This is a genomic window from Arthrobacter sp. 24S4-2 (genome assembly GCF_005280255.1).
Taxonomy (GTDB): domain Bacteria; phylum Actinomycetota; class Actinomycetes; order Actinomycetales; family Micrococcaceae; genus Arthrobacter.
In genome coordinates this window covers 377,484-396,733 of record NZ_CP040018.1, presented here as the reverse complement: position 1 = coordinate 396,733, position 19,250 = coordinate 377,484, and the positions used below count along the sequence as shown (strand labels likewise).

The window sequence follows — 19,250 nt, the reverse complement described above, 5'->3', positions numbered from 1 at the left end:
GCACGGTTTTCCTCACCAAGACAGCCCGCAGCGACCAGCCTCGCCAGCGCAGCAACGGACGCCGTGATGCGCTCGAGCGCCCCCTCGCTCCCTGTGCCGCAAACCGCCGGGTTGCAATCCCCTGTACTGCAAGCCGTCACGCTTTCCATAATCAGATGATGGCAGCAGGCACCGACATTTTATGGTGGCAGCCCCCACTTCCTTCGGCTCCACCAAAGCGCTGACGGCGGACCCGGCCCGTATCACCCTGCCAATGGCCCCGGACTCCGGAACTCCGCGCAAGACGCCGACCTCAAGGAACTCCCGCGCGACCAGGGGATCGTCAGCCGCGAGGACCTTTGCCGCCGACGAGCTGACATGCGGCGTTCCGGTGGCCAAGTACTGGTACACGCGCTGCCTGTCGACGGCGATCTGCTGCTCGTCCGGCGCCGGGGCAGGGCTATCCAGGCGTTCCTGGGCCTCCGCCGCCAACCGGGCGTCTTCCAGCTGCTTGGCAATAGGGGCCGGCGTCTGGCCGAACTCCCGCTCGGCCACCAGGCGCGTCGAATCCGCCAAACGGGCGATCCTTTCGGTTTTCCGCGCAGCTTCAACTGCCGCCGCAGCCGCGTCTGCCGCTTCCCGGGCCGCCTGGGCGGCACTCCGGGCACGTCCGGCCGCAGCGGAATCGTTGGGATCGCTAGCCTGGGCCAGGGCAGCAAGAGCGGCAGCCTTCTGTGTGCCCGCCTTCCGGCTTGCTGATTCGGCCTGCTCGGCCAGCCCGCCAATTTCCGCTGCCTCGGCGGCGTGGGCGGCGGCGAGATACTGACCGTAGCGGAGGAATTCCCGGATTATCTCGGGCGACTCCGAGCCCAGGGCCTCCTGCGCGGCGAGCTTCACTCCCGCGGAACCGGAAGCAAGCAGCTGATAGCAGCGCACGCGGTCATCCAGCGCCTGGTCCGCGTAGGCCGGAGCGGACGAAAATGCCAGTCCGGCTGTGGCCAGGGTGATAACGAAGACTGCCGCCGTGGCACCAGAAGTGAGGCGGCGCAGGGCGCGACGAGGTGCGGTGATCAAGATTTCCCCCAATAGACGTGAAGGCAACTGAACGGAACCAGCGGCTGGGAAGGCGTTTGCTGTAACGCCACACCGGGCGGTCTCCGGAGTTGCCTGCGGAAGTCTACCCGACGTTTTGCCCGGCCAATTCCACCAGTTCGTGAAGAAACTTCGGGGCAGTGCCGGACAGTCTGAAATCGAAGACACCAAGGGCCCGTGAGTCTGATCACAGCTCCGCCGGACATGGTCTGCTGGATAGCGATCCCCCTCCCAATGACGAGAAGGTATTCGCATGCAACAAGCCCAAACGGCAGCCAAACCGGCAGCGCCCGAAAACAGCAGTATGGCCGCCGGCACCGCCGGCAGCACCGTCCTCGCCGCGGCGGGCACCGCCGTCGAGACCGTCCTGAACCGCGGACTCAGCGTCCGGCACATCCGCTTCATGGCCCTGGGATCGGCCATCGGCACCGGCCTGTTCTACGGTTCCGCATCGGCCATCCAGAAGGCCGGCCCGGCGGTCCTCTTCGCGTACATCATCGGCGGAGCGGCCGTTTTCATGGTGATGCGGGCGCTGGGTGAGATGGCGGTGCGGCACCCCGTTTCCGGTTCCTTTGGCCAGTACGCCAGCCGCTACCTCGGCCCGCTGGCCGGGTTCGTGACCGGCTGGACGTATGTATTCGAAATGGCGATCGTGGCCATCGCGGACGTCACGGCCTTCAGCATCTACATGGGGTTCTGGTTTCCGCAGGTTGACCGCTGGATCTGGATCCTGGCCATCATCTGCTTCCTGGCCGCCCTGAACCTGCTCAGCGTGAAGGTCTTCGGCGAGCTGGAGTTCTGGTTCTCGCTCATCAAGGTCACGGCCATCATCGCCATGATCGCAGGCGGAGCCGCCATCATCGTCTTCGGCTTCCAGGCCGGCGGCAGCACCGTGGCTCCGGGCCTGGGCAACCTGGTGGAACACGGCGGGATGTTCCCCAACGGATTCGAGGGGCTCCTGGCCTCGTTCGCCGTCGTGATGTTCGCCTTCGGTGGGATCGAGACAATCGGCGTGACCGCGGGTGAAGCGGCCGATCCCAGGAAGGTGATCCCGAAGGCCGTAAACACAGTTCCCGTGCGTGTGCTGCTGTTCTACGTACTGACCCTGGGCGTGCTGATGAGCCTGTTCCCCTGGAATGAGATCGGCAGCAACGGCAGCCCGTTCGTGCAGATCTTCAGCGGCCTGGGCATCCCCGCGGCTCCCCACATCCTCAACGCCGTGGTGATCACCGCCGCGCTCTCCGCCATCAACAGCGACATCTTCGGCGCCGGCCGCATCCTCTTCGGCCTGGCCAAGCAGGGGCACGCGCCGGCGAGCTTCGGCAAGGTCTCGCGGAACGGAGTGCCGTGGATGACCGTGGTGATGATGACCGGAATCCTGCTTGTGGGTGTGGTGCTGAATGCCGTCATTCCGGAAGACGTGTTCCTGGTCATTGCCTCGATCGCGACCTTCGCCACCGTGTGGGTGTGGGTGATGATCCTGGCGTCCCATGTGGCGATGAAACGGGAGATCGCCCGCGAGGGCCTGCCGGCGTCGGAATTCCCCTCGCCCTGGTGGCCCGCCGCGTCGGTGCTGACCATCGCCTTCATGGCCATGGTGATCGTAATCCTGGGTGTCTTCGAGGAATCCCGCGTCGCCCTCTACGTGGGCGCCGTCTGGCTGGGCGTGCTGGTGGTGGCGTACAGGCTGTGGGTGCGCGGCCATGGCCGCGCCCGTGCCGAACTGGTGGATGAGACGGCGTCGATCCCCGTGGTGGAAACCGCCCGCTGACGCGTTACCCGGCGGCCGGCTGGGTTGAGGGGCGGCTGGGTGGCGGGACCGGAGACGACGACGGCGGCCGGCCCGCCGTCGTCGTCCCTGTCTTTACAGGCCCTCACTCAGCCGCTGCCCCGTTTCCACCCGCTCCCGGCACGCGGAATCCGTACAAGTAGTCCCACAAGAATTTCGAGTGTCGGAGGGTACAGAAGGGGTAGAAGTTACGCATGCGACGCATGGGGTTTGGCTCCTAGGCTAGTCAGCAGGCGCAGACCGGACTCTTTGGACCCTTGTTGCAGCTTCCGGACCGCCTGCGAGTCCTGCTGGTTCAGGTACTGCAAAGGAGTGGTTTTGATGAATCATCCAGTCCCCCGGAACACCCTCCCCCACGGCGGCCGCCGCCTGGCCTCCTTGCTTAGTAGAGCGGCGGAGAAAGTGCGCACGGTAACCGTTCCCTTCAAGGTCGGAGACGTGGTGCTTGGCGACGATCCCTTCAACGGCCGCCAGCTGGGCGTGGTGGCCGTGATCCGCGGCTCGTCACTCGGTCTGCGGACCGCAGCCGACGCCCACCCGGATCTAGTGCCCGAGTTCGTGTACTACGACTACCGCCAGGTCCGGACTCCTGATTAGCATCCGGGTTGGGGTCCGGGATGGAGGCCGGGATGGAGGCCGGTGGCGCTAGAATCAGGCATGATTCCGCTCAACAACCTCCTGACTTTTGCCCTGGCCGCCGCGGTGCTGATTGCCGTCCCCGGTCCCAGTGTGCTGTTCGTGATTGGACGCACGCTGGCCCTCGGCCGCAAAGGCGGGTTGCTGAGCGTAGTGGGCAACGCGCTGGGGATGGTTCCCCAGATTGCCGCGGTGGCGCTCGGTGTGGGTGTGGTGCTGTCACAGTCGGTCCTTCTCTTCACGATTGTGAAATTCGCCGGCGCCGCCTACCTCGTCTACCTCGGCGTCCAGGCCATCCGGCACCGCGGAAGAAGTACGACGGCGGCGGACCCCTCGCGCTCGGCCTCTACCTTCCGAGTCCTCCGGGAAGGTTTCATTGTGGGCGCCACCAACCCGAAATCGATTGTGTTCTTCGTGGCCGTGCTGCCGCAGTTCGTGGAGTACTCCGCCGGCGCGATCCCAGTGCAGCTCGCCACCCTGGGGGCTATGTTCCTGCTGATCGCCCTCGTCTCGGACTCCATATGGGCTTTGGCAGCAGGCACGGCCCGCGAATGGTTCGCCCGCTCCCCCAGACGCATCTCCACGCTCGGCACCACCGGCGGAGCCATGATGATAGCCCTGGGCGGCACCCTGGCCCTCACAGGCGCCAAGCACTAATCGGGACCCCATTTCACGAACACCAACACTCCGCAATCCTGTTGGGCAAGCCCGGCTCCGGCCAGCCCCCTACGAGGGGGTAACCACAAGCAAGTCACCGACTGCACAGTCGAGAACATTGCAGATCGCGGACAGCGTGGAAAAGCGGATCGCGCGCGCCCGGTCATTTTTCAGCACAGACAGGTTGACGATGCTAACGCCTACTTGCTGGCTGAGCTCGGTCAATGTCATGCCGCGGGCTTCGAGGAGCTCATCGAGCCTGCAATGGATCCGCTGCTCGTCATCCGGTGCGGGAGGCATCAGACCAGGCCGTCCAGTTCCACCTGCTGGCGCCGGCCCGTCTCGAATATGCTCGCGAGGACGGCGGCGCCGAGCCCAACCGCGATCGGCCACATATCCAGTTCCATGAGGAAGAAAGCCCCCACTTCCCGCTCCGGCAGCAATCCGACCCGGCCAAGGACCGAGTGGTGAACGATCGCTTCGATCAAGGGGGCCAGGACGCCCCATGTCATGACGGCTATGCCCGAAACACCGACTGCGAGAGCCAGTCGCTTTCCGAAGCCGGAACCGCGATATACGGACCAACTGATCAAGCCGAAAGCCGCCGAGGACACTAGCCCGGCAAGACCGCCCAGGAGCCCGGATCCGATCAACAAGAAGCGTTCAGTGGGGGTAAGACTGGCCGGCTGGACATCGGCTGTGGCGTACGCAGCTTTGAGTACTTCAGTGTTGCCCTCACCCAGCGCGGGTGTCACCAGGTTCTCGAGGGGCATCCGCAGGACAGGAGTGTTCACGAGCCCGGCGGGCACGGCTAGGAGCACCGAGACGGCGATGCCGACGGCTGCAAGCCCAAAGAGCAGGGCAAACAGAAAAGCGACCTTACGGTCCAAATGAGCAAGCGCAGTAACCACAGTCCATCCCCAATCCAATGTTATCGATTACCGTTAACATAACGACTGTCGATAAACATTTCAAGGCGCTTCCACCCCCGGGTGGACTGCCCGGCAACGTGTCTTGCCTGCTAGCGCGCCGACCAGCCGCCGTCCATGGTGTAGCTGGCGCCGGTGACCATGCCGGCGTCGTTCGAGGCGAGCCAGGCGACCAGTGACGCCACCTCCTCCGGTTCCACCAAACGCTTCACGGCCGCTTCCGTGAGCATGATTTTGGCCAGCACTTCCGACTCCGGGATGCCGTGGACCTTGGCCTGGTCGGCGATCTGCGCCTCTACGAGGGGTGTACGGACGTAGCCGGGGTTGATGCAGTTGGATGTAACCCCGTGCTCCCCGCCTTCGAGCGCCGTCACCTTGCTCAGCCCTTCCAGGCCGTGCTTGGCGGAAACATACGCGCTCTTGAACGGGGAAGCACGGATCCCGTGCACGGAGGACAGGTTGATGATCCTGCCGAAGTTGTTGGCGTACATGTGCGGCAACGCCGCCCGGATCAGCAGGAACGGCGCCTCGAGCATGAGGGTGATGATGCGGCGGAAATCCGCGGGGTCGAAATCCTGGATGGGGCTGATGCGCTGGATCCCGGCATTGTTGACCAGGATGTCGCAGTCCAGGCTGAGCGTCTGGAGGGACTCGACGTCCAGCAGGTCCACGGCCCAGGCGGTGCCGCCCACTTCATCGGCCAGGGCGGTGGCACCAGCCTCGTCAACATCCGCCACCGTCACCTTCGCGCCGCGTGCGGCGAGGGCGCGGACGCTGGCTGCCCCGATCCCGCTGGCACCGCCGGTTACCAGGGCCTTGCGGCCGTTCAGCGTGTCTTCCATAGTTTCAGCCCTACATTCCAGAAATTCGATAGTCCAGGGATATCAGTCGGGTGACGCCGCCGGCCCGCTGGGGTCAGCGGGCGGTGGCGCCAACCAGGCCTTCACGTTCAGCATCGGCCCTGTCCACGTCTTCCAGTGCTACGCCCTTGGTTTCCTTGAGGCTCAACACTGCCACTGTGGTGATGGCGCACGCCACTGCCAGGTAGATGGCGGTGGGCACCCATGACCCGGTGTCCTTGAGCCATTGGGTGGCCAGGAGCGGCGCCAGCGAACCGGCGAAGATCGAGGTGACCTGCGAACCCAGGGACACACCGGCGTAGCGCATCCGGGTGGGGAACAGCTCCGACATGAGGGCCGGCTGGCCGGCGTACATGAACGCGTGCAGGCAGAGGCCGATCGTCACCGCGGCCACGATGATGACGGGGTTGCGCGTGTCGAACATCGGGAAGGCGAAGAACGGCCAAGTTGCCCCGGTGACGGCACCCACAAGGTACACAGGCTTCCGTCCCCAGCTGTCCACGAGCCGGCCCACCTGCGGAATGACCAGGAAGTGGATGACGTGGGCAATCAGGAGCGCAAGAAGCAGCGAGGACGTGTCGTACTTGTGGACGCTCTTGAGGTACACGATCGCGAAGCTGACCACGAGGTAGTACATGATGTTCTCGGCGAACCGGAGGCCCATGGCCTGCAGGATGCCCTTGGGGTATTTCCGGATGACCTCGCGGACGCCATAGCTGACCGCCTGCTCCTTCTCCAGCTGCGCCTTGGCTTCGAGGAAGATGGGCGCCTCGGAAACGTGCGTGCGGATGTAGTAGCCAACAAACACGATCACGGCGGAGAGCCAGAACGCCACGCGCCAGCCCCAGCTGAGGAAGTCGGCGCTGCTCAGCACGTTGGACATGATGAACAGGACCAGGGTTGCCAGCAGGTTTCCCACCGGCACGGCGGCCTGGGGCCAGCTGGACCAGAAACCGCGGGACTTGTTGGGGCTGTGCTCGGCCACCAGGAGCACGGCGCCGCCCCATTCGCCGCCGAGGGCGAAGCCTTGGATGAAGCGGAGGAACACCAGCAGGGCCGGCGCCAGGTAACCGATGTCGGTGAAGCCGGGCAGGCAGCCCATCAGGAAGGTGGACACACCGATGATCACGATGGTGAGCTGCAGGGTGGGCTTGCGACCCAGCTTGTCGCCGATCTGGCCGAAGGCGATGCCGCCCAGGGGCCGGGCCACGAAGCCGACTGCGTAGGTCAGGAAGGCCTGGATGATGCCGTCCAGCTCGTTGCCGCTGGCGGGAAAGAAGTACTTTCCGAACACCAGGGTTGCTGCTGTGGCGTAGAGGAAGAATTCGTACCATTCCACTACGGTGCCAACCATTGAGGCTGCGACTATTTTCTTGAGGCCGGCGCCCTTAGGGGCGGATGCGGCGGGTGTTGCAGAGCGTTGTTCTACGCTCATCTGGTTCTCCTTAGTGTCCACGTCGACACGTGCTGTGATCCACAGCACTGAATGGGCTCAAATGAGTATTGCCGCACAATACTCGCGGTTCAATGGCCAAACCGGCACTCCTTGTGTGCAGAATTGCAGACATGGACACTAATCCCGACGACCTGCTGGTCCTGCTCGCCGTTTCACGGTCGGCCAAATTCACGACGGCGGCACAGGTCCTGGGCCTGAACCACACCACCGTTTCGCGCCGGATTGCGGCGCTGGAAAAGACACTGGGCGGGCGCGTCCTGTCCCGGGCAGCCGGGGGCTGGGAACTGACCCAGCTCGGCGCGGAGGCCGTCCTGGTGGCCGAGCAGGTGGAAAGCGCCGTGCGCAGCCTGGGCCAGCCCGGCCGGGCACCGGACCCGATCACCGGGGTGGTACGGATGACGGCCACCGACGGTTTCAGCGCCTACGTGGCCGCCCCGGCCGTGGTCCGCCTGCGGCGCCAGCATCCCGGCCTCAGCGTGGAGATTGTCACCGTGACCCGCCGGGCCCTGCAACAGCGGTCCGGGCTGGACATCGAGGTGGTGGTGGGTGAGCCCCAGGTGCACCGCGCCGAAGCGTTCAAACTGGGCGAATACGTGCTGGGAATGTACGCGTCGCGGGACTATCTGGCCGAAAACGGCACCCCGGCCACGGTGGAGGAACTGACCGAGCATCCACTGGTGTATTTCGTGGACTCCATGCTCCAGGTGGACGACCTCGACGCCCCGCGCCGACTGGTGCCCGCCATGAAGGACGGCCTGAGTTCCACCAACGTTTTTGTCCACGTCGAAGCAACCAGGGCAGGTGCAGGCATCGGCTTCCTGCCTTGCTTTATGGGCGACCTGCACAAGGACCTGGTCCGGCTCCTTCCCGACGCCTTCTCGGAGCGACTGCCGTACTGGATGGTGCTGCGGCCGGACTCGATGCGGCGGCCGGCGGTGGCCGCCGTCGTCCAGGCCCTCCGGGACCAGGCCGTGCAGCACCGGGAAGCCCTCCTGGGACTGCGCTGACGTTCACGGGCCGTCAAAAATAGGAGATGTCGAAGACCCTTCGCTGGTGACAATGCGTCGAATCTGTGTGCGGCCACAGTTCTGGTTGACTTCGAGTCGGCAGCCACCAGCTGGTTCCTTGGGAGCCGGCACACAAGGATCGAGACCGCCATGGCTTCCGGCACAGGCGAAGCCCCCACCTCGGAATACTTGCAGGACCTGCTGCGGGAAAGCCCGGGGTTCACCGAGTTCCTGCTGGGAGTTACCACCATCTCCGCGTCCCGGCTGGGTGGGCGTGAGCCGATGCTGTGCGCCGTCACGGTGGAACGGGACGGCAGCCAGTCAACCGTGGCAAGCAGCGACGCGGAAGCGCGCCGGATGGATGAAAAGCAGTACCACTTCGAAGACGGCCCTTGCCTGGCTGCCCTCCGGCAGCAGCACTCGGTGCTGGTCCAGAACCCGTGCGATGACGGCCGGTGGGAGCGCTATTCGGCGGCTATATCCGGCGAGGGAATCCGCTCAGTCCTGGCTGTCCCCATCGGCACCGGCCCCGGGGCGGCCGCGGCGCTGAATTGCTATGAACGCGACTTGGATGCGTTCGACGCCGGCACCGTCGCTGCCGTCGAGGGGCATGCGGACTCGATTTCCCGGATCCTGCGGCTGGCGCTGCGTGTCCATCCGCCGGAGACCTACCGGAGCATCTCCGTTCGACGCTCAAATCCAGGGCAGTCGTTGACGCCGCGGTGGCTCTGATCATGGTCCAGAACCGGTGCAGCCGGGACGAGGCGATGGAACTGCTTCATCTGGCAGCGCTGGCCAAGGACACCAAGCTGCACACCATTGCCACGGAAATCCTGTCCGGCGCGGAGCTTCGCGGCCGGAGTGATCCGGGCTGACCCGGCGGCATTAGCCCCGCATGAAGGAAGCCCCTGCGCGAGTCCAGGGACTCAAGCGCGGGGGCTCCCTGCCCTCCGGTCTTGGGGGAAAGCGGAGAGCTTCCACAAACTTACAGCGGGTACGGCGGCCAACGTGACAGATTTGGCCCTGACACCCCATTCTTGACGCAACTTTGCGCTTGACGGGACTTTTGTTGCGGCGGTCTTTGGCTTTTGTTGAGGGAAACGGCCCGATGCCCTACTCCAGGGACCCTAGTCAGGGGAGCCTGGAGCCGGGGATTCCGGATCATGCCGGACGGGCGCGCCGGCGGCAAAGGCGCGGACCTTGGCGTCGTTCCAGATGTGGGCGGGAACACCCCCGCCGAGCAGCCTGCGGGCCAGTTGCGGGTCATCGTCGAACGGCTGGTCGCTGCCGGCCATGACCATGTTGCCGTAGCGCCTGCCCTTCAGCATGGCGGGGTCGGCGATGATCAGCGTGTGTTCGAAGGCTGCCGCGATGGTGGCAGCGTCTTCGCGGGCATTCTTCAGGTCCGGGGCGTCGCCGGAGTTCACCACATAGATTCCGCCGGGCGCCAGCACGCGCTTGGCGTGGTGGTTGAACTCGGCGGTAGTCAGTGGCCGCGGAGTCAGTGCACCGGCAAACACGTCCCGGATAATCACGTCGCGGGTCTGCGGCGTAAGCGACTCGGTGACCTCGCGCGCTTCCCCCACGCGCAATCGCAGCAGCGGGGCCTTGGGCAGGTCGAACCAGCCGCGCACATACTCGGCGAGCTTGCCGTCCAGCTCCACCACCACCTGGCGGGCCTCCGGGTAGGCGGCATGGAAGTAGCGCGCCAGCGAGCAGGCGCCCCCGCCCAGGTGCAGGGCGCGCAGCTTGGGTTTCGCTTCCCGGGGCCACCGGGATTCCACCAGCGCGGACATCCAGCGCATGTACTCGAAGTCAAGGAACAGCGGGTCCGCCAGGTCGATGTGCGAACTCATCACACCGTTGATGCGCAACAGCCATCCGGTCGAATTGTCCTGGTCCGCGATCAGTTCGCAGTCCCCGGTGTCAATGTAGTAGACGCCCTCAACCGGACCATCTGGCCGGGTGCCCTTCGGCACTTCCACCACTCCCGGCGTCGAACGTTCAGCGTTCCTGCCGGCAGCCCGGCCCTTACGCGCCATCTAGCCGGCCACCGCATTGCTCATGGCTCAACCCTAATCGACGCGCGGGCGCACCCGGCCTGCGGAAAGAGGGGTTGGGGCAGTGCCGGCCGACTCCCCGCAAAAAATCGCGCAAACTAATACAGCAAGGGTACTTACTATCTGATAGTAATCATGCTTACTATTTTATGGCCAGTAATTGCTGGTTCTTGATCAGCAGCCGACCTTTCTCGGAAAGAGAGCGCGAAGATGACGCAGAACCCATGGCCGCAGGACGGGAGCTACGGCACCCTTGGGGCCACCCAGCAAACGGCCGTCCCGAACGATGACGCCTATCCGGCCACACCGGTTACATCAGGTACACCGTCGAAGTCGGAGACGGCCAAGCACGAAGCCGGAGACGTAGCACATCAGGCGGCCGATTCCGCCCAGCACGTTGCCGAAACCGCCAAGGCCGAGGCCGCCAACGTGGCCGGCGAGGTCAAGGCCAATGCCAAGGATCTGATGTACACGGCAAAAGCCGACCTGGCTGACCAGGCCGGAGTGCAGCAGCAAAAGGTGGCCCAGGGCCTCCATTCCATCTCCGGCGAACTCCGCACCATGGCTGACGCGTCCGAGCAGCCCGGTGTGGCTACCGACCTGATCCGTCAGGCAGCCGACCGGTCCGCCTCCGTGGCATCGTGGCTGGAGGGCCGGGACCCTGGCTCGCTGCTCAACGAGGTGAAGACGTTTGCACGGCAGCGGCCCGGCACGTTCCTCTTGCTTGCTGCCGGCGCCGGGATCCTTGCGGGCAGGCTGACCCGCAGCCTCAGCGAGGGAGCCCCAAGCTCCGCCAGCGGTGTGGCAGGCGGACCTGCCGCACGTGCGCCGATTTCCAGTGTGCCCGGTACCGGGTCCTATGCACAGGGCTCCTACGTACCCGGCGCCGGATCCGCGGTTCCGCCGCCTCCAGTTCAGCTCCCGGGTCCCGACGTCACAACCGCCGGAATGACAGTTGCCGGGGCGGGTCCAGGTGCCTATGCCGGCGCAGACGCCTTTGCCGATGCAGACGCCGGGACAGGCGCTTACACGGGTGCGTCCGACGCTTACCCGGCAGACACCTATCCGCCCAACCCTCTTGCGGACGAAGGAACGGCGCAGGACCAGTGGGCCGATGACCCGATGGCCGGCAACCGCGTCGCGGAGTCCCCGCTGGCGGGTGAAAGTGCGGAAGACGACCCGTACCGTGACGATCCCCTCCGCGGCGGTCAGCGATGAGCAGCCAATTTCCGGAAACTCCCCCTTCGGCTGCGCATGCGAAGGCCGACACGACGTCACTCGGTGACCTGCTCGGCGACGTGACCCGGGACATCTCCACGCTGATGAGGCAGGAGGTGGAACTCGCCAAGGTCGAGCTGAAGCAGTCGGCCGCCCGCGCCGGCAAGGGCAGCGGGATGCTGGCCGGGGCCGGTGTGGCCGGCCACTTCGTGCTCCTCTTCCTGTCCCTGGCGCTCTGGTGGGCGCTGGGAACAGTGATGGGGCTGGGCTGGTCCGCTGTCGTCCTCGCTGTGATTTGGGGCGTCGTGGCCGCTGTACTGGCCTCAATTGGCCGTAAACAGCTCAACGCGATCAAGGGCATGCCGCAGACCGCCGAGACGCTCCAGGAAATACCCCCCACCCTCAAACCCAGCCACTAGAGCCTGATCCAAGAGACCTCGAGGACACACGATGAGTGAAAACCCGGACGCCATCCGCGCCGACATCGAAGCAACCCGTGCACGGCTCGGCACCAACGTCGACGCCGTGGCGGACAAAGTCACCCCGTCGCACATCGTCCAGCGGCAGAGTGACAAGGTCAAAGAATCTGTCAAGGACGCCGTGTTTGGCGTGAAGGAGAAAGTCATGGGAGCAGCCGACCACACCACCGACCGGGTCCATTCAGCGGCCCACTCCGGCACCGGCGGCGCAGGCGCGCACCTCTCCGACGCCGGCGCGGCGATCGGAGACGCGCCGCACCAGGTCAAAGCCAAGACCCGGGGCAACCCGCTCGCGGCCGGACTGATCGCATTCGGGGCCGGCATGTTGTTGTCGTCCCTGATCCCGGCAAGTGAGAAGGAACGGGAGGCTGCCGAAACGCTCAAGGTCAAAGCCGAGCCACTGACAACGGAGCTGACCGAGGCGGCAAAGGATGTTGCCGAAGGTCTGAAAGCGCCCGCGCAGGAAGCGATGGAGAACGTCAAAGCCACCGCCGCGGAAGCCACCGAACATGTCAAAGCAGACGGCCAGACCGCCGTCGACGACGTGAAGTACCGTGCCGCGGACGCCAAGGACAACGTCCAGCAGACCTAGCAGCACCGATACACAGCACGGACACCGGTTGGCCTGCCCCGCACTTCCGCGGGGCAGGCCAACCCGCAGATACGAGGAAGTTTCCCATGGCCAAACACCCCACCGAGAACGGCGCCGCAGCGACTACTGACGCCGAAACGGACGAAAGCAGCACCGCCAAGGCCCGGACGGCACCCGCTCCGGACGATTCCCGCAAACCGGACAGCCCCGCCGATGTCACCAAGCCCTCGTGGAAGTACATCGCCAAGAAGACCCTCCGTGAATTCACCAAGGACCAGTGCCCAGACCTCGCCGCCGCCCTGACCTACTACGGCGTCCTGTCCATGTTCCCGGCACTTCTGGCCCTCGTTTCGCTGCTGGGCATCTTCGGACAGGCGGAGAAAACCACCGAGGCAATGCTGGAAATCGCCCAGCGCATCGCCCCCGGTTCCACACTCGAGATCATCCGGCAGCCTATTGAGGAGCTGACCAAATCATCGGCTGCCGGCATCACACTGGTTATCGGTATCCTGACGGCCCTGTGGTCCGCGTCGGGTTACGTCGGCGCCTTCGGCCGGGCAATGAACCGCATCTACGAAGTGGATGAAGGCCGTCCGTTTGTGAAGCTCCGGGGCACCATGCTGGCAGTCACCCTCACCACCGTGATCATTGTGGCCCTGACCGCTGCCATGCTGGTGCTCAGCGGTCCCGTGGCAGAGGCCGTGGGCGGCGCCATCGGACTCGGCGGGGTCTTCCTGACTGCCTGGAACATCATCAAGTGGCCCGTGATCGTGCTGCTGGTGGTGGCGGTCATTGCGACCCTGTACTACGCAACGCCCAACGTCAAGCAGCCCAAGTTCCGCTGGATGAGCATGGGTTCCTTCATTGCCCTGGTGATCTTCGTGCTCGCTTCGCTGGGCTTTGGTTTCTACGTGGCCAACTTCGGGAGCTACAACAAGACCTACGGTGCGATCGGCGGCGTGATCGTAATGCTGTTGTGGCTGTGGATCCTGAACATGTCCTTGCTCTTCGGCGCCGAGTTCGACGCCGAAATGGAGCGCGGCCGCCAGCTTCAGGCCGGCATCAAGGCCGAGGAAACCATCCAGCTCCCGCCCCGCGACACAAAACAGAGCGACAAATTGCAGGTACGCGAGGAAGAAGACATCCGCCGCGGACGCGACCTGCGCGAGCGTCATGACCGTGAACGTCATGACCGCGAACGCCGGGACCAAAGCCCCTAGCCTAAAGCGCCGGTACTGGTCTCTACTTGGTGGACATTGCTCCGGCACCGCCTAGGAGGGGAGGGTCCATGCCGGCACCAGTTGCAGGGCACCAGGGCGCCCCGGTCGCGGTCGGCTATGACGGCTCGGAACCGTCGCAGCAGGCCGTCACCTGGGCCGCCCGGCATGCCGCCGCCACGAACCGCAGCCTGAAAGTCATCCATGCCTGGGTGTGGCCCGTGTTCACCAAGAACCTTGGTCCGGTCAAGGGGGTTGCGGGCAGCGGGCTGCGGCATGCCGCCGAAGCCACTCTCGCCGAGGGCGTGGAGCTGGCACGGACGGTGGCGGATGGCCTGGACGTTGGCGGCGTCATTAAGCCCGGACTTCCCACGCAGGTGCTGCGCTCCGCGGCGGAAGGCGCTAGCCTCCTGGCGGTGGGGCACCGCGGCATGGGCCGACTGCTGGGCCAGCTGGTGGGCTCGGCCTGCCTGGAGCTGGCCGTGGTTTCGCCGTGCCCGCTGATGGTGGTCCGCTACCCGGGCCGGCCGGGGCAGCCCGTAGCGGCCGGAATCGACGAAAAACCGCGGAGCAAGACGGTGGTGGCGGATGCGGCCCGCCTGGCGGCTTCCTTAGGCGTCCATCTGCAGCTGATCCACGTTGCCAATGACCGGGGAGACCGCGATCATGAACCCCACGGGCGCCACGCACCGCTCCACGGCAAGGAGCTGCTGGACCGGGCGGTGGAAACGGCCCGCGGACTGGTGCCGGACGTCTTCGTGGAAGGGATCCTGCTGGAGGGCCATCCGAAGTCCCGTGAACTCCTGGCTGCGGCAGCCCAGGCCGACGTGCTGGTTCTGGGGGCTCACCACCGCGAGGGCCACCCCGGCAGCACCGTCTCCGCGGCGCTGGAACGGTCGCTCTGCAATGTGTTGATCACGCGGTGACGGTTCCGTAGGGGCAGTTTCATTCGCTCAGGCGGTCTGCGCGGAAGGGCACGATGCAGAGCCGCAGGATGCCGAACGGCAGGACAGGATGTGGGCAGTGCGTGCATGGTGGGTTGGCAAGACGGGTCCTGCTGCCGGGCGTCCCCTGGTGTTCGGCGAGCGCCCCGACCCGCGCCCGGGCCCCGGTGAGGTCCTGATCGGCGTGCATGTGTGCGGCGTGTGCCGTACCGACCTCCACCTGGCCGAGGGGGACCTGACACCCCGGCACCCGGGGATTATCCCGGGCCATGAGGTAGTGGGCGAAGTGCTGGAACTTGGCGAAGGCGCCGCCAGGTTCAGGGTGGGGGAACGCGTGGGCGTCCCGTGGCTGGGCGGCACGTGCGGACGCTGCCGTTTCTGCCGCCGCTCCCAGGAAAACCTGTGCCTGTCCCCCACATTTACCGGCTGGGACCGCGACGGCGGCTATGCGGACCTGGTGACGGCCGCCGAGGACTACGCCTACCGCATCCCCGATGTCTTTTCGGACGAGCAGGCCGCACCGCTGCTCTGCGCGGGCATCATCGGTTACCGGGCCCTGCTCCGGGCGCAGGTTCCCGACGGCGGCCGGCTGGGCATTTACGGTTTCGGCGGTTCCGCCCACCTGGCCGCCCAGGTGGCAGTGCACCGCGGTGCCAGCGTGTACGTCATGACCCGCTCGGAAGAGGCCCGCCGTCTCGCCCTGGACCTCGGGGCCGCTTTCGCCGGGGACGCCGACGACGAACCTCCCGTGCCGCTGGATTCGGCCATCCTCTTCGCCCCCGTCGGCTGGCTGGTGCCGCAGGCGCTGCGCGCCCTGGACCGAGGGGGCACGCTGGCCGTCGCAGGGATCCATTTGAGCGACATTCCTCCACTGCACTACGGGTCTGAGCTCTTCCAGGAACGCCAGCTCCGCAGCGTCACCGCCAACACCCGGGCCGACGGCGAAGAGTTCCTGCGAGTCGCAGCGGAAATTCCGCTGCGGCCCACCACCGTGCCCTACCGGATGGAGGCGGCAGGCCAAGCCCTCCAGGACCTCGCGGAGGACCGCATCACGGGGGCCGCCGTCCTGCATATTGCCTAATCGCCCTATGGCTTAGGCGCTGTTGGACTTGGCCGCTGGCGGTCCTGTTTCGGGCCTAGTTTCCCGTCCCGAGCCGGAATTCGTGATCCTGCCCGGCGTGCAGCAGGACCTGTTGGGTCCCCAGCCGGACCAGCACCGGGGAGGCGTCCCCCGGGGTGGCGGTAACCCGCAGCCGGCCTTCTTCCAGGGACACCGCCAGCAGCTGGTCCCGGTACCGCACATTGAACGCGACCCTGCGGAGTTCCTTGGGGAGGCTGGGCGAGAAATCCAGGGCGTCCCTCGTGATGCGCAGGCCGGCGAAACTGCGCTGGACCACGTCGATGGATCCGGCCATGGCGCCCAGGTGGATGCCCGCGCGGGTGGTGCCGCCCTGGGTATCATCCAGATCGGCGTCCAGGGCCTCGCGGAACGTGTCCCACGCCCGTTCCGGATCGATCTGGGCGAGCACCGAGGCGTGCGCCACCCTGCTCAAGGTGGATCCGTGCGCGGTCCGGGCCAAATAGAAGTCAACGGTCCTGGCGATCTGCCCGGCTGCCACGGCGTATCCGAGCCGGTCCAGGAAGGCGATGAGCTGGTCCTCGCCGAGGACGTAGAGCAGCATGAGGACGTCCGCCTGCTTGGCCAGCTGGTAGTGGTTGGTGCTGCTGCCCTCGGCTTCGAGGATGAGGTCCAGGCGCTGGACGTTTCGGTACGTGCGGCGGTAATGCTCCCAGTCCAGCTCCCGGAGTTTTTCATACCCGGCGAATTGGCTGATGATGCCGTCGGCGTGAAACGGCACAAACACCCTGCGTGCGAGCCGCGTCCAGCCGTCGATTTCGCTGTCCGTGACTCGCAGCCGTTTCCGGAAATCGTCCATGTCGAAGCCACGCACGGAGCTCATGATCCACACCGCCTGGTCGCATACCCAGGCCGCCATGACATTGGTGTAGGCGTTGTCGTCCAGGCCGCCGCCGGGATTGTCGGGGTAGCCGGTGTGGTACTCGTCGGGACCTACGACGGCCCGGATATGGAACCTGTCCTCGGCGGGGTCGTGCTCGGCCATCGACGCGAACAACCGCGCCACCTCCACAATGATCTCCGCACCGTGGTGCGTCAGCCAGGCCCGGTCCTGGGTGGCTTCGAAATATTGCCACGCGTTGTAAGCCACTGTGAGTCCCGAGTGGCGTTGCAGGTGGGAGTAGTCCGGCATCCAGCGGCCGGAGCGGGAGTTGAACAGGAGTTTAGGCGTTTCCTCCCGGCCGTCGCTGCCGCTTTGCCACGGAATCAGGGCTCCCTTGAGCCCGGCCTCTCCGGCAGCATCGCGGGCAGTCGCCAGTCTGCGCCACCGGTAGTCAAGGAGCGCCCGCGTCACGGCGGGAAGCCGGGACGTCAGGAGGGGCAGGACGAAGAGTTCATCCCAGAAGATGTGGCCCCGGTAGCCTTCGCCGTGCAGGCCGCGGGCGGGGACACCGGCATCCAACTCGGCGGTGTGCGCGGAAATGGTCTGGAGCAGGTGGAAGACATGCAGGTTCATGATCAGCTCGGCCTGGGTGGAAGCGTCGAACTCGATAATGAAGGGCGTGAGCAGCCCCATCCATGCCGTCTCGTGACTGGCCAGCAGCACGTCGAAGCCGCCCCTGGCGCGGTTCACCACGTTGAGGGCGGCGGTCCGGGGCGAAGAGATGGCATGGTCGCGGGATGTCACCACTGCCACGGTTTTGGTGACAGTTGCGGGTACGCCGTCCCGCAGGGCCGCGTCAAAGCGGTGCACGAACAGTCCGCCAAGCTCTTCGGGCCGGGCTGGATCCAGGCTCGCGGGTACTTCGGTCCGGATGGCCAGTGCGATGCTGATCCTGCTCTGGCTTGTCCGGACCAGAACCACCTGGGTAGCGGCTCCGGGCCCGTCGTCGGCTCCGGAGACCGTGACATCCGTTAGGTGCCGGTTGGACAGGAGGGCCTCCACCGGCACGTTCGAGTTGGTGATGTCGGTGTCACAGCCGCTGCGGATGCTCACCTGGCCGTCCCATCCGACGGCGGTCAAGGTCATCTCGAGCGCAGCGAGATGCGGTTCCGCCATGGAAACCAGCCGGCGCTGGACCACATTAAGCTTCCGCCCGGCGTCGTCTTCCAGCACCGATTCCCGCGTTAGCAGGGCTCGCCTCAGGTCCAGTGTGCGCCGCTCGCTGCAGAGCCGCAGGCCGTCCTCGGACCACCACCGGCCGCCCTCCACGCAGAGGTCCAGCGGCAGCCAGTCCGGCATGTTGACCATGTGCTCGTCCTCCGTCTCCTGCCCCTGGATCACACTGGTGAGACGGTTGTAGACACCTGCCAGGTAGGTTCCCGGATAGTGCACATCGTCCTTGCGGTGTTCAGGGGCCGCCCCACGCGTGGCCATGTAGCCGTTACCCAGGGTGGTCAGGGCCTCCCGGTGGCCCTCGTGGGCGGGGTCGAATCCCTCATAAACCAGCTGCCAGGGGTCTGCGATGACCAGGCCAAGGTCCAGTTCACTGACGTCGTCAAGCACGACGTCGGCGCCCGCGGCTTCCAGCGCAGCCCGCTGCCCGGCCCGGTCGATCCCCACGACCAGGCCGAACCCGCCGCGGTGGCCGGCCGCCACTCCGGCTACAGCATCCTCGATGACCACCGCCCGTTCCGGCGCCACCTCGAGTTCCCTGATGGCGTGGAGGAACAAGGCCGGATCGGGTTTGCCGGCGAGTCCCAGCTGCGCTGCTGTGTTCCCGTCGACTACGACGTCGAAGGCGTCCTTGAGGCCCGCGGCTGCCAGCACCGCGTGCGCGTTCCGGCTGGCAGTCGCGAGGGCCACCGGGACCTTCCCTGCCTTGAGGCGTTCGAGCAAGGCCTGCGTGCCAGGGAAAACGGGCACAGGCCTGCGGCTCAGCAGTTTCTCGAAGATCGCGTTCTTACGTGCCCCCAGCCCCACCGCGGTCCACTCCGCGGGGCCGTCCGCGGGCCCGCCCGCCGGCAATGCCACCCCGCGCGATTGCAGGAAAGCCGTCACTCCGTCTTCCCTGATGCGGCCGTTCACATAGCGCAGGTAGTCGGCGTCCGTGAAGGGATCGCGCCGGGCGGACTCCGGAATCCGGGGGTCCTGGAGGACGGCGTCGAACAGTTCCTTCCATGCGGCGGCGTGCAGTTCCGCAGTGTCCGTGACCACACCGTCAAGGTCGAAAACCACGGCGCCAACCGGGGCCAGCGCGGCGGCAGCGGTCGGCGACTCAGTCATGGCTCAGTCCTACCAGCGTTGGCCCGGCCTG

General features: G+C 66.0%; 19 protein-coding genes. 12 read left to right on the top strand and 7 right to left on the bottom strand.

Annotation, left to right across the window (positions count from 1 at the left end):
- Nucleotides 1-12: 12 nt before the first annotated feature.
- The gene (locus FCN77_RS26565) at nt 13-1,053 is read right to left on the bottom strand and encodes an ALF repeat-containing protein (protein ID WP_254678810.1); all 1,041 of its coding nucleotides are present in this window, start codon (nt 1,051-1,053) and stop codon (nt 13-15) included.
- A 322-nt stretch (nt 1,054-1,375) separates the two neighbouring features.
- Here FCN77_RS26565 and FCN77_RS01930 point away from each other — a divergent pair, with 322 nt between their 5' ends.
- The 3 genes from FCN77_RS01930 to FCN77_RS01920 all read left to right on the top strand — a co-directional run bounded on the left by FCN77_RS01930 (nt 1,376) and on the right by FCN77_RS01920 (nt 4,153).
- Nucleotides 1,376-2,842 carry an amino acid permease gene (locus FCN77_RS01930; RefSeq protein ID WP_137324596.1) on the top strand — a complete coding sequence of 489 codons (1,467 nt, stop codon included), beginning with the start codon at nt 1,376-1,378 and terminating at the stop codon, nt 2,840-2,842.
- A gap of 420 nt (nt 2,843-3,262) precedes the next feature.
- Entirely contained in the window at nt 3,263-3,457 is a 195-nt protein-coding gene (locus FCN77_RS01925) for a hypothetical protein (RefSeq protein ID WP_137320889.1), read from the top strand.
- A 60-nt stretch (nt 3,458-3,517) separates the two neighbouring features.
- Nucleotides 3,518-4,153 (top strand): LysE family translocator, encoded by a 636-nt coding sequence (locus FCN77_RS01920; protein ID WP_137324595.1) that lies wholly within the window; start codon nt 3,518-3,520, stop codon nt 4,151-4,153.
- 69 nt (nt 4,154-4,222) lie between these two features.
- Here FCN77_RS01920 and FCN77_RS01915 read toward each other — a convergent pair whose 3' ends face one another.
- The 4 genes from FCN77_RS01915 to FCN77_RS01900 form a co-directional block, all read right to left on the bottom strand.
- Nucleotides 4,223-4,453 (bottom strand): helix-turn-helix transcriptional regulator, encoded by a 231-nt coding sequence (locus FCN77_RS01915; RefSeq protein ID WP_137320888.1) that lies wholly within the window; start codon nt 4,451-4,453, stop codon nt 4,223-4,225.
- Nucleotides 4,453-5,064 (bottom strand): hypothetical protein, encoded by a 612-nt coding sequence (locus tag FCN77_RS01910; RefSeq protein WP_137320887.1) that lies wholly within the window; start codon nt 5,062-5,064, stop codon nt 4,453-4,455. Before FCN77_RS01910 ends, FCN77_RS01915 begins: the two co-directional genes overlap by 1 nt.
- 110 nt (nt 5,065-5,174) lie before the next feature.
- On the bottom strand, nt 5,175-5,924 hold the full coding sequence (locus FCN77_RS01905) for a 3-hydroxybutyrate dehydrogenase (RefSeq protein WP_137320886.1): 750 nt from the start codon (nt 5,922-5,924) through the stop codon (nt 5,175-5,177).
- A 73-nt stretch (nt 5,925-5,997) separates the two neighbouring features.
- Nucleotides 5,998-7,377 (bottom strand): MFS transporter, encoded by a 1,380-nt coding sequence (locus FCN77_RS01900; RefSeq protein ID WP_137320885.1) that lies wholly within the window; start codon nt 7,375-7,377, stop codon nt 5,998-6,000.
- Between the two features lie 131 nt (nt 7,378-7,508).
- Between FCN77_RS01900 and FCN77_RS01895 the strand changes: the two genes are divergently transcribed.
- The 3 genes from FCN77_RS01895 (at nt 7,509) to FCN77_RS26560 (ending at nt 9,280) form a co-directional block, all read left to right on the top strand.
- Nucleotides 7,509-8,405: a LysR family transcriptional regulator gene (locus FCN77_RS01895; protein ID WP_137320884.1), complete on the top strand. Its 897-nt coding sequence runs from the start codon at nt 7,509-7,511 to the stop codon at nt 8,403-8,405.
- Nucleotides 8,406-8,555: 150 nt separating this feature from the next.
- Entirely contained in the window at nt 8,556-9,137 is a 582-nt protein-coding gene (locus FCN77_RS01890) for a GAF domain-containing protein (RefSeq protein ID WP_254678809.1), read from the top strand.
- 2 nt (nt 9,138-9,139) lie between these two features.
- Nucleotides 9,140-9,280, top strand: a complete 141-nt coding sequence (locus FCN77_RS26560; RefSeq protein ID WP_254678808.1) for an ANTAR domain-containing protein — start codon at nt 9,140-9,142, stop codon at nt 9,278-9,280.
- Nucleotides 9,281-9,532: 252 nt separating this feature from the next.
- Here the strand turns inward: FCN77_RS26560 and FCN77_RS01885 are convergent, their stop codons facing one another.
- The gene (locus FCN77_RS01885; protein ID WP_137320883.1) at nt 9,533-10,447 is read right to left on the bottom strand and encodes a spermidine synthase; all 915 of its coding nucleotides are present in this window, start codon (nt 10,445-10,447) and stop codon (nt 9,533-9,535) included.
- 228 nt (nt 10,448-10,675) lie between these two features.
- On the opposite strand from FCN77_RS01885, the gene FCN77_RS01880 reads away from it, so the two are divergent.
- The 6 genes from FCN77_RS01880 to FCN77_RS01855 all read left to right on the top strand — a co-directional run bounded on the left by FCN77_RS01880 (nt 10,676) and on the right by FCN77_RS01855 (nt 15,996).
- Nucleotides 10,676-11,683: a hypothetical protein gene (locus tag FCN77_RS01880; RefSeq protein ID WP_137320882.1), complete on the top strand. Its 1,008-nt coding sequence runs from the start codon at nt 10,676-10,678 to the stop codon at nt 11,681-11,683.
- Nucleotides 11,680-12,102 (top strand): phage holin family protein, encoded by a 423-nt coding sequence (locus FCN77_RS01875; RefSeq protein WP_137320881.1) that lies wholly within the window; start codon nt 11,680-11,682, stop codon nt 12,100-12,102. The genes FCN77_RS01880 and FCN77_RS01875 overlap by 4 nt, the downstream gene beginning before the upstream one ends.
- A 31-nt stretch (nt 12,103-12,133) precedes the next feature.
- Complete coding sequence (locus FCN77_RS01870) at nt 12,134-12,754, top strand: DUF3618 domain-containing protein (RefSeq protein WP_137320880.1); 621 nt, start codon at nt 12,134-12,136, stop codon at nt 12,752-12,754.
- 86 nt (nt 12,755-12,840) lie between these two features.
- The gene (locus FCN77_RS01865) at nt 12,841-13,974 is read left to right on the top strand and encodes a YihY/virulence factor BrkB family protein (RefSeq protein WP_137320879.1); all 1,134 of its coding nucleotides are present in this window, start codon (nt 12,841-12,843) and stop codon (nt 13,972-13,974) included.
- Nucleotides 13,975-14,042: 68 nt separating this feature from the next.
- Nucleotides 14,043-14,897 carry a universal stress protein gene (locus FCN77_RS01860; protein ID WP_137320878.1) on the top strand — a complete coding sequence of 285 codons (855 nt, stop codon included), beginning with the start codon at nt 14,043-14,045 and terminating at the stop codon, nt 14,895-14,897.
- A 97-nt stretch (nt 14,898-14,994) separates the two neighbouring features.
- Nucleotides 14,995-15,996 carry a zinc-dependent alcohol dehydrogenase family protein gene (locus FCN77_RS01855; protein WP_137320877.1) on the top strand — a complete coding sequence of 334 codons (1,002 nt, stop codon included), beginning with the start codon at nt 14,995-14,997 and terminating at the stop codon, nt 15,994-15,996.
- Between the two features lie 55 nt (nt 15,997-16,051).
- Here the strand turns inward: FCN77_RS01855 and FCN77_RS01850 are convergent, their stop codons facing one another.
- Entirely contained in the window at nt 16,052-19,219 is a 3,168-nt protein-coding gene (locus FCN77_RS01850; protein ID WP_137320876.1) for a beta-phosphoglucomutase family hydrolase, read from the bottom strand.
- Nucleotides 19,220-19,250 lie beyond the last annotated feature (31 nt).